16 protein-coding genes are annotated in these 14,014 nt (G+C 71.5%); 11 read left to right on the forward strand and 5 right to left on the reverse strand.

Annotated features, from left to right (window positions below):
• Nucleotides 1-6: 6 nt before the first annotated feature.
• A complete protein-coding gene (locus OL599_RS09540; protein WP_408886927.1) occupies nt 7-705 on the reverse strand; it encodes a TVP38/TMEM64 family protein in 699 nt (232 codons plus the stop codon).
• Nucleotides 706-912: 207 nt separating this feature from the next.
• On the opposite strand from OL599_RS09540, the gene rpmH reads away from it, so the two are divergent.
• The 6 genes from rpmH (at nt 913) to argB (ending at nt 5,159) form a co-directional block, all read left to right on the forward strand.
• A complete protein-coding gene (gene rpmH / locus OL599_RS09545; protein WP_150040004.1) occupies nt 913-1,047 on the forward strand; it encodes a 50S ribosomal protein L34 in 135 nt (44 codons plus the stop codon).
• Nucleotides 1,048-1,084: 37 nt separating this feature from the next.
• Nucleotides 1,085-1,435, forward strand: a complete 351-nt coding sequence (rnpA, locus tag OL599_RS09550; RefSeq protein ID WP_264713479.1) for a ribonuclease P protein component — start codon at nt 1,085-1,087, stop codon at nt 1,433-1,435.
• A gap of 1 nt (nt 1,436) precedes the next feature.
• Nucleotides 1,437-1,691: a membrane protein insertion efficiency factor YidD gene (gene yidD, locus OL599_RS09555; RefSeq protein ID WP_264713480.1), complete on the forward strand. Its 255-nt coding sequence runs from the start codon at nt 1,437-1,439 to the stop codon at nt 1,689-1,691.
• Nucleotides 1,691-3,448, forward strand: a complete 1,758-nt coding sequence (yidC, locus tag OL599_RS09560; RefSeq protein ID WP_264713481.1) for a membrane protein insertase YidC — start codon at nt 1,691-1,693, stop codon at nt 3,446-3,448. The genes yidD and yidC overlap by 1 nt, the downstream gene beginning before the upstream one ends.
• Before the next feature lie 26 nt (nt 3,449-3,474).
• On the forward strand, nt 3,475-4,140 hold the full coding sequence (yihA, locus tag OL599_RS09565; protein WP_264713482.1) for a ribosome biogenesis GTP-binding protein YihA/YsxC: 666 nt from the start codon (nt 3,475-3,477) through the stop codon (nt 4,138-4,140).
• A 101-nt stretch (nt 4,141-4,241) separates the two neighbouring features.
• Entirely contained in the window at nt 4,242-5,159 is a 918-nt protein-coding gene (argB, locus tag OL599_RS09570) for an acetylglutamate kinase (protein ID WP_264713483.1), read from the forward strand.
• Between the two features lie 141 nt (nt 5,160-5,300).
• Here argB and OL599_RS09575 read toward each other — a convergent pair whose 3' ends face one another.
• Both OL599_RS09575 and OL599_RS09580 read right to left on the reverse strand, forming a co-directional pair.
• Nucleotides 5,301-6,521, reverse strand: coding sequence for a DUF2336 domain-containing protein (locus OL599_RS09575; protein ID WP_264713484.1), 1,221 nt, complete (start codon nt 6,519-6,521; stop codon nt 5,301-5,303).
• A complete protein-coding gene (locus OL599_RS09580; RefSeq protein WP_264713485.1) occupies nt 6,521-7,951 on the reverse strand; it encodes a sensor domain-containing diguanylate cyclase in 1,431 nt (476 codons plus the stop codon). Before OL599_RS09580 ends, OL599_RS09575 begins: the two co-directional genes overlap by 1 nt.
• A 256-nt stretch (nt 7,952-8,207) precedes the next feature.
• Here OL599_RS09580 and dapD point away from each other — a divergent pair, with 256 nt between their 5' ends.
• Genes dapD through OL599_RS09605 form a run of 5 tightly spaced genes read left to right on the forward strand, consistent with a single transcriptional unit; the run spans nt 8,208 to nt 12,356 of the window.
• Nucleotides 8,208-9,032 carry a 2,3,4,5-tetrahydropyridine-2,6-dicarboxylate N-succinyltransferase gene (dapD, locus tag OL599_RS09585; RefSeq protein ID WP_264713486.1) on the forward strand — a complete coding sequence of 275 codons (825 nt, stop codon included), beginning with the start codon at nt 8,208-8,210 and terminating at the stop codon, nt 9,030-9,032.
• The gene (dapE, locus tag OL599_RS09590) at nt 9,029-10,171 is read left to right on the forward strand and encodes a succinyl-diaminopimelate desuccinylase (RefSeq protein WP_264713487.1); all 1,143 of its coding nucleotides are present in this window, start codon (nt 9,029-9,031) and stop codon (nt 10,169-10,171) included. Before dapD ends, dapE begins: the two co-directional genes overlap by 4 nt.
• A complete protein-coding gene (locus OL599_RS09595) occupies nt 10,168-10,734 on the forward strand; it encodes a hypothetical protein (protein ID WP_264713488.1) in 567 nt (188 codons plus the stop codon). Before dapE ends, OL599_RS09595 begins: the two co-directional genes overlap by 4 nt.
• Nucleotides 10,735-10,742: 8 nt before the next feature.
• Entirely contained in the window at nt 10,743-11,312 is a 570-nt protein-coding gene (locus OL599_RS09600; protein ID WP_264713489.1) for a hypothetical protein, read from the forward strand.
• A gap of 3 nt (nt 11,313-11,315) precedes the next feature.
• Complete coding sequence (locus OL599_RS09605; protein ID WP_264713490.1) at nt 11,316-12,356, forward strand: proline racemase family protein; 1,041 nt, start codon at nt 11,316-11,318, stop codon at nt 12,354-12,356.
• Here OL599_RS09605 and truA read toward each other — a convergent pair.
• Together truA and fmt are read right to left on the reverse strand one after the other, a co-directional pair.
• Nucleotides 12,346-13,107, reverse strand: a complete 762-nt coding sequence (gene truA / locus OL599_RS09610) for a tRNA pseudouridine(38-40) synthase TruA (RefSeq protein WP_264713491.1) — start codon at nt 13,105-13,107, stop codon at nt 12,346-12,348. The two genes, OL599_RS09605 and truA, sit on opposite strands and share 11 nt — an antisense overlap.
• Entirely contained in the window at nt 13,107-14,012 is a 906-nt protein-coding gene (fmt, locus tag OL599_RS09615; protein ID WP_264713492.1) for a methionyl-tRNA formyltransferase, read from the reverse strand. The genes truA and fmt overlap by 1 nt, the downstream gene beginning before the upstream one ends.
• Between the last annotated feature and the right edge of the window lie 2 nt (nt 14,013-14,014).

A 14,014-nucleotide genomic window follows, 5' to 3' on the forward strand; every position in this document is an offset into this window, starting at 1 on the left:
CCGGCATCACACGTTCTGGCCCTTCCACCGCCGCCAGGCCACGGGCAGCAGCGACAGCGTCGCCAGGCCCAGCAGCGGCAGCAGCACCGGCGGCGACAGGATCACCGTCAGGTCCGGCCGCCCGCCCGCCGCCAGCACGTCGCCGATCCCGGCGCCGAGGCTCGCGAACACCGTGGTGGCCGGGATGATGCCAATGCAGGTGGCGGCCGCGAACGGCGCCAGCCGCACCCCCAGCAGCGCCGGCGCCAGGTTGACCAGCCAGAACGGAATCACCGGTATCAGCCGCATTGCCAGGATGTAGGAGAACGCGTCGCGTTGCAGCCCGCTGCGGAACCGGTCCAGGAACGGCCCCGCCCGCGCCGCCAGCAACGGAGCGAGCGCCGTGCGGGCGGCCAGGAAGATCAGCACCGACCCCGTGGTGGCGCCGGTCACCGTCAGCAGCGCGCCCAGCGCGGTTCCGAACAGCAGCCCGCCCGCCACCGTCAGCACCACCGCGCCGGGGAACGACACTGCGACGGCGGTGGCATAGGTCGCGACGAAGGCCAGGCAGGCGGCCAGCGGATGCGCCGCCACCAGCGCCCGCAACATCGCGTGGCGCGCCGCCAGCGTGGCCCAGTTCAGCTCGTGCTGCAGTCCCAGCGCGTAAGCGCCGGCCACAACCAGCAGCACCGGCAGCAACGGCCAGAATCGTCTCAATACGGGCATACGGACCTTGTAGCAGCGCGCGGCACGTTCGCCTCCTCCATCCGCGCATTTTTCAAGAGTCTTCCATGCCCGCGGTTGACGTGACAGCCTGCACCCTCCTATAAGCCGCCCCCTGCAACGGGACCCCGATTTCGGGTCCCGCGTATGTCCGTACCACGGCGCAGCCCCTGCGGCGCGGCCGGACTCCACGCGAAATCGGAGAGTGTCGTGAAGCGCACGTATCAACCGTCGAAGCTGGTTCGCAAGCGCCGCCACGGCTTCCGCGCCCGGATGGCAACCGTCGGTGGCCGCAAGGTTCTGGCCAACCGCCGCGCCAAGGGCCGCAAGCGCCTGTCGGCCTGAGGACGTCCCGGGCATCACTCAGTCGAGGGCACTGGCCATGGCGCAGGCGCCGCAGCGCCTGAAGCGCCGTGCGGAGTTCCTGCGCGTCGCATCGAAAGGCCGCAAGGCGCCGGTCCACGGGCTGGTGCTGCAGGCCCTCGCACGCGACGACGATGGCCCGGCCCGCCTGGGCTTCACGGTGACCCGCAAGGTCGGCAACGCCGTGACCCGCAACCGCGCCCGCCGCCGCCTGAAGGAAGCCGCCCGCCTGCTGCTGCGCGACCGCCCTGTCTGCGGCGTCGACCTCGTGCTGATCGGGCGCAACACCACCGGCACGCGCGATTTCGTGGCCCTGCAGGACGACCTGCGCCGTGCGCTGGCGAAGCTGGGTGTCGCCGATGCACGCTGACATGAGCCCGGCCGCCGTCGTGCTGCGGGGCGCGGTGCGCGCCTACCAGCTGACGATCCGCCCCGTGATCGGCGCGCATTGCCGCTTCGAGCCCAGCTGCAGCCACTACGCCATCGAGGCGCTGGGCACGCATGGCGCCCTGCGCGGGACGGCACTTGCGGCCCGACGTATCCTGCGCTGCAACCCCTGGCACGAGGGCGGCTACGACCCCGTTCCTCCACCCAGTTCCACCCTCAAAGGCCGGACGGCATCCTGATGGACCAGAAACGCCTGTTCCTTGCGATCGCGATCTCGATCGCCATCCTCATCGGCTTCCAGTACCTGATGCCGCGCCCGCCGCATCCGGTGCCGGCGCAGGACGTCGCCACCACCGCTGCGCCCGCCACGCCGGGCAACGCGCCCGCCAGCCAGCCGCCGGCCGGCGCCGCCGTCTCGGGCGCCATCCCGGCACAGGCCGCGGCCACCGCCGTGCCGCGCGAGGTGCCGCGCCTGAAGATCGCCGGCACGCGGGTGCAAGGCAGCATCAGCCTGCTCGGCGCCCGCCTCGACGACCTGGTGCTGCGCGACTACCGCGAGACCATCGAGCCCAACTCGCCGCTGGTCCGCCTGCTGGAGCCGCGCGCCGATCCGCAGCCCTATTTCGTGCAGTTCGGCTGGACCGCGGCCGGCGACGCCAAGGTCGCCGTGCCCACCGACGACACGCTCTGGTCCGCCAGCGGCGAGCTTGCCGCCAGCAAGCCGCTCACGCTGTCCTGGGACAACGGCCAGGGCCAGGTCTTCGAGCTCGTGTTCTCGCTCGACGACAACTACATGTTCACGGTGCAGCAACGCGTGCGCAATACCGGCGCCGAGGCGGTCACGCTGTACCCCTGGTCGCGCATCCGCCGCGACTACACGCCCGTCACCGCCGGCTACTACATCCTGCACGAGGGCATGATCGGCGTTCTCGACGGCCGGCTGAAAGAGACGAAATACAGCGACGCCAAAAGCGAGGGCGCCAAGAACAACGGCATCGCCCTCACCGCTGCCGCCACCGGCGGCTGGGCCGGCATCACCGACAAGTACTGGCTGACCGCGCTGGTCCCGGACCAGGCGTCGAAGCAGACCGCATCGTTCCGCTACATCGACCTTCCCGGCGGTTCCTATCAGGTGGACTTCCTCGGCCAGGAACCGCTGGTCGTGGCCCCCGGCGCCGCCGCCGCCTCGTCCACGCGCCTGTTCGCGGGCGCCAAGGAAGTGCACCTGCTGGACCGCTACGAGAGCCAGGACGGGATCCCCAGCTTCGACAAGGCGGTCGATTTCGGCTGGTTCTACTTCCTGACCAAGCCGATCTTCTACGCGCTCGACTGGCTGAACCACCATCTGCACAATTTCGGCCTGGCCATTCTGGTGTTCACCGTCTTCGTCAAGGGGCTGTTCTTCCCGCTGGCCAACAAGTCCTACCGCTCGATGAGCAAGATGAAGCTGCTCGGCCCGAAAATGACGGCCCTGCGCGAGCAGTACAAGGAAGACCCGGCCAAGCTGCAATCGGCGATGATGGCCCTGTACAAGGGCGAGAAGGTGAACCCGGCCAGCGGCTGCCTGCCGATGCTGATCCAGATCCCTGTCTTCTTCTCGCTCTACAAGGTCATCTTCGTCACCATCGAGATGCGGCAGGCGCCGTTCTTCGGCTGGATCCACGACCTGTCGTCGGTCGACCCGACCAACGTGTTCAACCTGTTCGGGCTGATCCCGTTCGACCCCGCTGCGTTCTCGCCCATGCTGCACCTGGGCGCCTGGCCGCTGATCATGGGCATCACGATGTTCCTGCAGCAGAAGCTGAACCCGCCGCCGCCTGATCCGGTGCAGGCGAAGGTGTTCCAGTTCATGCCGGTCATCTTCACGTTCATGCTGGCGCATTTCCCGGCCGGGCTGGTGATCTACTGGAGCTGGAACAACCTGCTGACCATCGGCCAGCAATGGCTGATCATGCGCCAGACCAGCCTGTCCAAGCCCAGCCTCGCGCGCGGCTGATCCACGCCGTGGCGACGGATCAGCCGGTGGACGACTTGCAGAAAGCGGCCGCCCTCGCCGCCGAGCAGGCGGCCGCCATCGAGGCCGGCCGCCTGCTGTTCGCGGCGGAATGCCAGTTCTTCTTCGCCACGCAGCAGCTGGACCAGTTGCCGCCGCCCGGCGGCCCCGAGGTCGCCTTCGCCGGCCGCTCCAATGTCGGCAAGTCCTCGCTGATCAATGCGCTGACCGGGCGCAAGGCCCTGGCCCGCGCGTCCAGCCAGCCCGGGCGCACCAGGCAGCTCAACTTCTTCGACCTCGGCGGCCGGCTGGTCCTCGTGGACATGCCCGGCTACGGCTACGCCCAGGCCGCCAAGGACGTGAAAGAGGACTGGCAGGGGCTGATGTTCGAATACCTGCGCGGCCGCCCCACGCTGCGCCGGGTCGTGCTGCTGCTGGACGCGCGCATCGAGATCAAGCCGTCCGACCTTGCGGTCATGGACCTGCTGGACCGCGCCGCCGTCACCTACCAGCTCGTGCTGACCAAGGCCGACAGCGTCAAGCCCGCGGCACTCGGCGCCAAACGGGCCGAAGTCGCCGCCCTGGCCCGCAAGCACCCGGCCGCGTACATGGACATGATCACCACCAGCAGCGAAACCGGCCTGGGCATCGCCGAGCTGCGCGCCGCCCTCGCGGCCCTTGCCGAGCCGGCCTGACCGCCACCCGCGCCGCCGGCCGGCTTGCTTGACCCGAACGCCCGTCCGCCCCAAAACCGCCGGCCACGACACGGGCCAGAGCCCGCCGCAGGAGACGCACCATGACGGACACCCAGACCCGGAGCGACGCGCCCGCCGGGAAATCCGCCGAGGAACAGGCCCAGATCCTCGCCCATGCGCTGCCCTTCCTGCGACGCTACGCCGGCGCGACCATCGTGGTGAAATACGGCGGCCACGCCATGGGCGAGGACAACCTGGCCGAGATGTTCGGCCGCGACATCGCGCTGCTGAAGCAGGTCGGCGTGAACCCCGTCGTCGTGCATGGCGGCGGGCCGCAGATCAACGCCATGCTCAAGCGCCTGGCCATCCAGTCCACCTTCGTCGACGGCCTGCGCGTGACCGACGCCGCTATGGTGGAAGTGGTCGAAATGGTCCTGGCCGGCACCGTCAACAAGCACGTCACCGGCCTGATCAACCGCGCCGGCGCGCTGGCCGTGGGCATCTGCGGCAAGGACGGCAGCATGATCCGCGCCCGCAAGCTGCGGCGCACGAAGCAGGACCCGGACAGCAACATCGAACGGGTGCTCGACCTCGGCTTCGTCGGCGAGCCTGAGCACGTGGACGTCCGCCTGATCCACGCCCTGACCGGCGCCGGACTCATCCCCGTGATCGCGCCCGTGGGCGTGGGCGAAGGCGGCCAGACCTACAACATCAACGCCGACACCGTGGCCGGCGCCGTCGCCGGCGCGCTCGGCGCCACCCGCCTGCTGATGCTGACCGACGTCCCCGGCGTGCTGGACCAGAACAAGCGACTGATCCCCGAAATGACCGTCGCGGACGTCGAAGCCGGCATCGCCAACGGCATGATCACCGGCGGCATGATCCCGAAAGTCGAGAACTGCGTGGACGCGGTGCGCCGCGGCACCAAAGGCGCCGTCATCCTCGATGGCCGCCAGCCGCACGCCTGCCTGCTCGAATTGTTCACCGAAGGCGGCAACGGCACCATCATCCGCGCCTGACGCGCAGGGGAGGGATGGAAGGCCAGGGCTCTGCCCTGGACCCGCAAAGGGGCAGAAGCCCCTTTGATCCCATCACTTATGTCTGGGGTTCCAAGGGCCCCTGCCCTTGGCGGGGTCCAGGGGCAGAGCCCCTGGCCTTCCTTACCTCCCCATCCGCGACAGGAAGTCGATCTGCCAGCGCATTTCCTCGATGGCCAGGGGGAAGCCGCCGTCGCAGGTGCCGCGCAGGATCCGCTCCGGCGACAGCCGTGCCAGCAGGGTCTGCAGCGGGCCGGCGGCGCGCATGGAGAAGCCGGCTTTCCACACCAGGCTGACCAGTCCCTTGGCGCTGCGCAGTGTCGCCGCCCGGTCCACCACCGAGGCCGGCACGTCGGCCGCCACGGCCAGCAGGGCGGTGGCCAGCCGCGCCTCGCCCTGCTGCACCGCGCCCAGCAGCGCGCCCTCGTTCAGCTTGCCTTCGGCGTAGAGGTGCTGCGCCTCGGCCATCGCCTGCGCGATGTTCGGCTCGGGGCGGGCCGCGTGCGCCGCCGTGTCCAACCGTGCGGACAGGCGCCGGCGCAGTTCGGCGGTGAGTGCCGGGTCCAGGTCGCCGCGGCGGGACAACGCGTCGAGGAACTGGGTGGCGACGATCTCGGACAGGGCGCGTGCCGCGCGTGTGGTCAGCACCGGGCGCCGGACCAGCGGGCCGTGCCATTCCGTGGCTTCGGCGGCGCGCGCGATCAGGGCGTCGAGCGTCGCCTCGCGAATCGCCGCCGAGGCGTTGGAGAGCAAGGCTGCGATGGCGCCGGTGTCCGCGGTGGCGGCGACGGCGTCGGCCACGCTCTCCGGCAGGCCCGGCCGGCGAGCGACGGCGGTTGCGGTGACCGGCGAGGGCTGGGCGGCCAGCAACGCCATCAGGTCTTCGGCGGTCAGCAGGGGCGACAGGCGGATCACCGGCTCGCACACCGACACGGCGCTGTCGCGTGCCAGCCGCAGGACCAGCTCGCGCGGCACCTCCGGCATGTCCTTCACCACGTCGGCGATGGCGGCGCGCACCCGTTCCGCCTCGTCCTCCACCAGGCCGGCCAGGGTCGCCAGCGCCTGTTGCTGCAGCCGGTCGCGCTGGGTCGGCGGCAGGCCCGGGATCAGGCTGGCGAGCTTGCGGGCCAGCAGCGTGCGTACGCGCTCGTCGGCATCGAGGGCGAGTAGGCGGTCCACCTGCGACGGTGCCGCGGTGTTCATGGCCACCGCGGCCCGTACTGTCACCGCCGGGTCGCTCGCCAGCGCCAGCAGCAGGTCGGGCGCGGTCTCAGGGTTCGCCCCTAGGCGCACCCGCGCGGCGACATCCGGCGCGGGGCGAGCCGCGCCCGCGATGTCCGCCATCAGATCCGCTCCGCCCGCGACACCCGCCAATGGCCGCGACCCGCCCGCTTGACCTCGTACATCACCTGGTCGGCGCGGTGGATCAGCATTTCGATGTCCTCGCCCTGGCCGGGCCAGCGCGTGGCGATGCCGATCGACATCGACAGCGCTGCGGGATCATGGCCCGCGGTCAGATGCGCCAGCGCCTTCGGCCCTTCGACACGCAGGCTCTCGGCCCGCTCGGCGGCGGTGAACTCGTCGGCGCCGTCCAGCCACAATGCGAACTCGTCGCCGCCCAGCCGCGCCACCAGATCCGACGGGCGCACGGTCTGGCGCAGCAGGTGGCCGGTGATGCACAACGCCTCGTCGCCGGCGTCGTGGCCGCGGCAATCGTTCAGTGCCTTGAAGTTGTCGAGGTCCACGAACATCAGCGTGCCCGGCAACCCGTCCCGTTCCAGGCGGTCGACGCGCCGGGCCATCTCATCGAGGAACGCGCGGCGGTTGAACAGGCCGGTCAGCGGGTCGGTTCGTGCCTGCCGCGCCATTTCGCGCTGGATCGCATCGTGCTCCAGGATGACGCGGATGATCCCCGTGGCCGACGACGCCAGCACCAGCTCGTCGGTGTCCCACAGCCGTCCGCCCGGCTGCCGCCACAGCACGAAGCCGGCCTGCTCGCCGAAGCGGGACCGGCTGGGGCAGACCAGCACCAGGCGGCCGTCCTGGGCGCTGGCCTGGCTGGGCGCGTCGGTCCCGCTCTCCAGCAGCGTCATCGCGGTGTGCAGCACATGCGGCAGCGACGCGCCGATCTCGTGCAGCACCATCGGCGCCACCCCGTCGCCGATCATGTCGACCACGGCGCATCCCTCGGCGCCCAGCGCCGTCACCAGCGCGTCCAGCGCCGCCTGCATCATGCGCGGCGCCAGCACTTCCTGGCGCATGCGCCACAGGATGTGGTCCAGCAACTCGCCGCGCCGCAGCGCCGCGGCGACCTGGGTGTCGTAGCCGTTCTGCTCGGTGACGTCCTGGCCGATGCCGCGGGCGCCGACGATCCGGCCCTCGGAGTCCAGTAGCGGCGCGGCGGCGAAAGTCAGGCACACATGGCCGCCATCCGGCCGTCGCAGCCAGCCGCGCCGCCGGCGGACAGGCGCCGTCGGCCGGAACGGATTGAACCCGGACGCGCCGCCCGCATCGGCCAGCAGCAGATCCGCCGGCTGGCCGAGCAGAGCGGCGGCGCCCCAGCCCAGCGCCGGGTCGGGGGCGATGAACACCAGCCGCCCCTGCGCATCCGTCTCGAAGGCGAAATCGGCGGCCATGGTCACCAGGTCGCGCCAGCGCTGCCGGCTGTCCAGCAGCGCCTCCCGCAGGGCCGCCTCCGGCAGCGGCGCCGGCATCGCCTCGCTCACGCGCGTATCGGCGGGCCCGGCGATCGCAGCGGTGCCAGCAGCCGTCATGGGCGCGACATGAGGGGCGCCTGGGCTGCGCCCGAGCGGTGCACTCGCCTGGTTCATTCCGTCGCCGATCCCGTTGCTGCCGCGTATTCAAGGCCACAGACGTAAATGCCGGGTTATCATCCGCCCCTCCGGTTCGCGCCGCGTGGTGCGGGAGCGAAATGCGCCTGCCGCGAATTGACAGCCATCGCCGCGCTGCGCATGGTCCGGCGCGCGCGCGAGGCTGCGCGGCAGACGCGTGCGTGGAGGCGCGACAGGCATGACAGATCACCCGCTCCGTTCGACTATCGAGGCGCTCTGGGACGCGCGCGACACGGTGAATGCACAGACCGCCGGCGCCCCGCGCGCGGCGGTGGAACAGGCCCTGGCGCTGCTCGAATCCGGCGCCGCCCGCGTGGCCGAGCCCGGCCCCGACGGCTGGAAGGTCAACGAGTGGCTGAAGAAGGCGGTGCTGCTCTCGTTCCGCCTGCAGGACAGCGTGCCCATGCCGGGCGCCGGCGGCGCGCCGGTGTTCGACAAGGTGCCGATGAAGTTCGAGGGCTGGAGCCAGCAGCAATTCCAGGCTGCCGGCTTCCGCGCCGTGCCCGGCGCGGTGGTGCGCCGCTCCGCCTATATCGCCCCGGGCGTGGTGCTGATGCCGTCCTTCGTCAATGTCGGCGCCTATGTCGACAGCAACACCATGATCGACACCTGGTCCACCGTCGGCAGCTGCGCCCAGGTCGGCCGCAACTGCCATATCAGCGGCGGCGTGGGCCTGGGCGGGGTGCTGGAGCCGCTGCAGGCCAACCCCGTCATCATCGAGGACGACTGCTTCATCGGCGCCCGCTCGGAAGTGGCCGAGGGCGTGATCGTCGAGCGCGGCAGCGTGCTGTCGATGGGCGTGTTCATCGGCGCCTCGACCAAGATCGTCGACCGCGCCACCGGCCAGATCCATATCGGCCGCGTGCCCGCCTATTCCGTGGTGGTCCCCGGCACCCTGCCGGGCGCCAATGGCGGGCCGTCGCTGGCCTGCGCCGTCATCGTCAAGCGCGTGGACGAGCGCACCCGCGCCAAGACCTCCATCAACGAACTGCTGCGCGATTGACCGCGCGCGCAACGAACGCCGCGGCCGATCCGGTTCCGCTGGCGCAGGACCTGATCCGCTGCCCGTCCGTGACTCCGGCCGACGCCGGCGCCCAGGACATACTGGTCCGCGCGCTCGAGGCGCTGGGCTTCACCGTCACCCGCCTGCGCTTCGGCGAGATCGAGAACCTGTTCGCCCGCATCGGCACGACCGGGCCGCATGTCTGCTTCGCCGGCCATACCGACGTGGTGCCGGAAGGGGCAGGGGCCTGGAGCGCCCGCCCGTTCGCCGGCGAGATCCGAGACGGCCAGCTCTATGGCCGCGGCGCCTGCGACATGAAAGGCGCCATCGCCGCCTTCGTCGCCGGCTGCGCCGACCATCTCGCGGGCGGGCCTGCGAAGGGCTCGATCAGCCTGCTGATCACCGGCGACGAGGAAGGCCCCGCCACCGACGGTACCGTGAAGGTGCTGGAATGGATGGCGGCGAACGGCCAGATCCCGGATTTCTGCCTGGTCGGCGAGCCCACCAACCCCGCTCGCCTCGGCGACGTCATCAAGATCGGCCGCCGCGGCAGCCTCAACGCGGCGATCACCGTGCACGGCATCCAGGGCCACGCCGCCTATCCGCAGCGCGCCGACAACCCCGTGCACCGCCTGGTGCGGGCGCTGGCGGCACTCACGGCCGCCCCGCTCGACGCCGGCAGCGACTGGTTCGAGCCGTCCACGCTGCAGGTCACCAGCATCGATGTCGGCAACCCCGCCACCAACGTCATTCCCGCCTCTGCCGGCGCGAAGCTGAACATCCGCTTCAACGACCGCCACAGCGGCGCGGCACTCACCGCCTGGCTGCGCGCCACGCTCGCGCAACACGCCGAGCGGTTCGACCTCGACGTCTCGGTCAGCGGCGAGAGCTTCCTGACCACGCCGGGTCCGCTGGTGGACAGGCTCGCAACTGCCGTCGCCGCCGCCACCGGCATCACGCCGAAGCTCGACACCGGCGGTGGCACGTCGGATGCCCGCTTCATCGCGCGCTACTGCCCGGTGGCCGAATTCGGTCTGGTCGGCGCCACCATGCACCAGGTGGACGAGCGGGTGCCGGTGGAGGAACTGCGTGCCCTGGCCGGGGTGTATCGCGCTGTCCTGGACGCGTTCCTGACATGAGCGAGCGTGGCCCGGCTGCCAACGTGCTGCATGGCGTGGTCCGCCTCGCGCTGTTCCGCAGCGACGGCTTCGCCGCCTTCGGCGCCACGCCGCTGGCTTTCCTGAACAGCCTGGCGCCGCTGCTGGCGTTCCCGCTGGTGGGCGGCGCGATGCTGCTGCTGAGCGGGTCCTTGCGCGCGGCCGCGGCGGACCTGCTGGCCAGCATCGTGGCGTTGCTGGCGCCGGCGGTGTTCTCCCACACGCTGGCGGCGCTGTGGAAACGCGAGGCGCTGTGGCTGCGCTACGCCGTCGCCTTCAACTGGTGCCAGGCCGCGATCACGCTGGCGACCGTGCTGCTGGTGGCCTTGGTCGGAACCATCACGATGGGCCGCCCGGAGGGGCTGCAGACGGTGCTGGGATCGGTGGTGGCGCTGCTGTGCTACTGGCTGGTGCTGTGCTGGTTCATGGCGCGGCGCGGGCTGCAGATCTCCGGCCCCAAGGCCGTGCTGTTCGTGCTGGTGATGAATTTCGGCACCGCGGTCCTGGTGGTCGGACCGCGCGTGCTGCTGGCAACGCTGCGATGATCCGTTCCATGAGCGCCGGCCTCCACGTCGCAGTGCTGCTCGCACGCGGCCGGTCGGACGCGCTGGCGCTGCTCGAGTCCGCCGGCGACGAGATGCGGACGGCCGCCCGCAGCTTCTGGGCCGCCGCATTGTGCCTTCCTGCCTTCCTGTTCCTGCATCTGCTCGACTGGGCGCAGCAGGATGCAACCCTGGCCGGCGGCGCCCTGCAGCCCGCGCGCGGCGTGGCGCTGGACCTCATGGGTTATGCGGTGGGCTGGCTCGGCTTCGCGCTGCTCTCGCGCCGGCTCGCCATGATGCTCGGCCGCGAGCAGCATTGGCCGCGCTTCATCACCGCGTGGAACTGGTGCAACCTGATCCAGTACCTGATGCTGGTCGCCGCCGCGTTGCCCTTGCTGCTGGGCCTGCCGGACTGGGTCACGCAGACCGCGTGGCTGGTGGCGATGGGCTGGGCGCTGTGGCTGGAGTGGTTCGCCACCCGCCTGACGCTGGACATTCCGGGCGTCACCGCCGCCGGCCTGGTGGCGCTGGACGTGGCGCTCGGCCTGGTCCTCGTCGGGGTCACGGCGTCGCTGGGGTAGCGGATGCGCACCAGACGCACCATCACCGTGGTCGGCTGCCACGCCGAAGGCGAGATCGGCGACGTCGTCACCGGCGGGCTGATGCCGCCGCCGGGGGCGACGATGTTCGACAAGATGCGCGCCATGCAGCGAGACCACGACGACATCCGCCGCTTCCTGCTGTGCGAGCCGCGCGGCCATGTCGGCCGCCACGTCAACATCCTCACCCCGCCCGCGAACCCGTCCTGCCAGGCCGGCGTGATCATCATGGAGCCGACGGAATACGTCCCGATGTCCGGTTCCAACCTGATCTGCACCGTCACCGTGCTGCTGGAAACCGGCATCGTCGCCATGCAGGAGCCGCAGACGGTGGTGATGGTGGACACCCCCGCCGGCCCGGTGCGCGCCACCGCCACCTGCCGCGACGGCAAATGCGTGTCCGTCGAATTCGAGAACGTGCCGAGCTTCGTCGACCGGCTGGACGCGATGCTGGACGTCGAGGGCTACGGCACCATCGCCGCCGACATCGCCTTCGGCGGCATGTTCTATGCCATCGTCGACGCCACCCGCCTCGGCTTCGCCATCACGCCCGATGAGGCCCGCGACCTCGCCATCCTCGGCGAGCGCATCCGCACCGCCGCCCGCGCCCAGCTCGACGTGGCGCACCCCGAAAATCCCGGAATTGCCGGCGTCTCGATCGTCCAGCTCAACCGCCCGTTCGCCGGCGTGGGTGCCGCCACCCGCAACACCTGCATCGTCGCCCCCGGCCGCTCCGACCGCAGCCCCACGGGCACCGGCACCTGTGCGCGCATGGCGGTGCTGCACGCCCGCGGCCAGATGCGGGTGGGTGATGGCATGGTGCACGAGTCCATCATCGGCTCGCGCTTCGAGGGCCGCATCCTGGCCGAGACTCACATTGCCGGTCGCACGGCGATCCTGCCGGCGATTCGCGGCCGCGCCTGGATCACCGGCCTGCACACCTATCTGCTCGACCCCTCCGACCCCTATCCCGAAGGCTATGTGGTGGCCGACACCTGGGGCGTCTCGGGCGCGATCACTCAGTGAACGGGTCCACCGGATAGCGCACGCCAGTGAGGCTCAGCCCTTCCGGCGGCGCGGTCGGCCCGGCGGCGGCGCGGTTGCAGGCGGCCAGCGCCTGGGCCACCCGTGGCACCGGCCAGGTGCCTTCGCCGACCAGCTTCAGCGTGCCCACCATGTTGCGCACCTGGTGGTGCAGGAAGCTGCGCGCCTCCGCCACCACCTCGATCACCTCGCCGCAGCGGGTCACGTCCAGCCGGTCGAGCGTCCGCCACGGGCTGTTCGCTTGGCAGGCTGCGGCGCGGAACGAGGTGAAGTCGTGCCGCCCCAGCAGCCCCTGCGCCGCCCGGTGCATCGCCGCCGCATCCAGCGGCCGCGGCACGTGCCATACCCGCCCGGCCAGCAGCGCCGGGCGTGCGCGCCGATCGAGGATGCGAAACCGGTAGGCCCGGCCGATCGCGGAGAACCGGGCGTTCCAGCCCGCAGGCGCCACCGCCGCCTGCAGCACCACCACACGATGTGGCTGCATATGGAAATTCAGCGCGGCACACAGCGTCGCCGGCGCCATGTCGCGCGGCAGGTCGATCTGCGCCACCTGCGCCTCGGCATGCACGCCGGCATCGGTGCGCCCTGCCACCACCGATGCCACCGGAGCGCCGCGGTTCAGATGCGCCGCCGCCTCCTCCAGCACCTGCTGCACCGACAGCCCATTCACCTGCCGCTGCCAGCCGACGAAGCCGGCGCCGTCATATTCCAGCATCAACGCATAGAGCGGCATCAGCCCAGCCGCGTGCCCGGCGCAATGCGCCGGCCGCGCAGGAACGCCGCGGCATCCAGCGCCGCGCGGCCCGGCGCCTGCACCCGGGTCAGCCGCAGGGCGCCGGACCCGGCCGCCACCAGCAACCCGTCGTCCAGCACCGTCCCAGGTGCGGCGCTGCCCTCGGCCGGCGCAGCGGCCAGGATCTTCAAGACCTCGCCGTCCAGCGTGGTGAACGTGCCGGGCCAGGGGTTCAGCGCCCGGATCCGGCGATCCAGCGCAGCGGCATCGCGCGTCCAGTCGATCCGGCCGTCCTCGCGGGTGAGCTTCGGCGCATAGGTGGCGCCCTCCGCCGGCTGTGGCGCCGGCGCCGGCGCCTCGGCCAGCGCGCGCAGCACCAGCCTGGCGCCGATTTCGGCCAGCACGTCGTGCAACCCGGCCGCCGTCGTCTGCGCGGTGATCGGCACCGCCTCGCGCAGCAGCATCGGCCCGGTGTCGAGCCCCGCATCCATCTGCATGATGGTGATGCCGGTCTCGGCGTCGCCCGCCAGGATCGCCGCCTGGATCGGCGCCGCCCCGCGCCAGCGCGGCAGCAGGCTCGCATGGATGTTGAGGCAGCCGCGCTTCGGCGCCGCCAGCATCGCCTCCGGCAGGATCAACCCGTACGCCGCCACCACCGCCGCGTCGAGATCGAGCGCCGCGAACGCGGCCTGCGTCGCGGCGTCGCGCCGCAGCCGCGCCGGCGTGCGGACCGCAAGCCCCAGCGCTGCCGCCGCCGCATGCACCGGGCTGGGCCGCACCGCCTGCCCGCGGCCGGCTGGGCGGGGGGGCTGGCAATACACGGCGGCGATGTCGTGCCCGGCCCCGTGCAGCGCCCGCAGCGCCGGCACGGCGAAATCCGGGCTGCCCATGAAAGCAAGGCGCACGC

Origin of the sequence: Limobrevibacterium gyesilva (assembly GCF_025989185.1) — a bacterium.
Classification (GTDB): domain Bacteria; phylum Pseudomonadota; class Alphaproteobacteria; order Acetobacterales; family Acetobacteraceae; genus Limobrevibacterium; species Limobrevibacterium gyesilva.

What these genes read in the sequence shown, in the direction of transcription:
- OL599_RS09540 (WP_408886927.1), bottom strand. Translation starts at nt 705, where the DNA reads ATGCCCGTATTGAGACGATTCTGGCCGTTGCTGCCGGTGCTGCTGGTT.
- rnpA (WP_264713479.1), top strand. Translation starts at nt 1,085, where the DNA reads ATGGCGCAGGCGCCGCAGCGCCTGAAGCGCCGTGCGGAGTTCCTGCGC.
- yidD (WP_264713480.1), top strand. Translation starts at nt 1,437, where the DNA reads ATGAGCCCGGCCGCCGTCGTGCTGCGGGGCGCGGTGCGCGCCTACCAG.
- yidC (WP_264713481.1), top strand. Translation starts at nt 1,691, where the DNA reads ATGGACCAGAAACGCCTGTTCCTTGCGATCGCGATCTCGATCGCCATC.
- argB (WP_264713483.1), top strand. Translation starts at nt 4,242, where the DNA reads ATGACGGACACCCAGACCCGGAGCGACGCGCCCGCCGGGAAATCCGCC.
- OL599_RS09575 (WP_264713484.1), bottom strand. Translation starts at nt 6,521, where the DNA reads ATGGCGGACATCGCGGGCGCGGCTCGCCCCGCGCCGGATGTCGCCGCG.
- OL599_RS09580 (WP_264713485.1), bottom strand. Translation starts at nt 7,951, where the DNA reads ATGACGGCTGCTGGCACCGCTGCGATCGCCGGGCCCGCCGATACGCGC.
- dapD (WP_264713486.1), top strand. Translation starts at nt 8,208, where the DNA reads ATGACAGATCACCCGCTCCGTTCGACTATCGAGGCGCTCTGGGACGCG.
- OL599_RS09595 (WP_264713488.1), top strand. Translation starts at nt 10,168, where the DNA reads ATGAGCGAGCGTGGCCCGGCTGCCAACGTGCTGCATGGCGTGGTCCGC.
- OL599_RS09600 (WP_264713489.1), top strand. Translation starts at nt 10,743, where the DNA reads ATGAGCGCCGGCCTCCACGTCGCAGTGCTGCTCGCACGCGGCCGGTCG.
- OL599_RS09605 (WP_264713490.1), top strand. Translation starts at nt 11,316, where the DNA reads ATGCGCACCAGACGCACCATCACCGTGGTCGGCTGCCACGCCGAAGGC.
- truA (WP_264713491.1), bottom strand. Translation starts at nt 13,107, where the DNA reads ATGCCGCTCTATGCGTTGATGCTGGAATATGACGGCGCCGGCTTCGTC.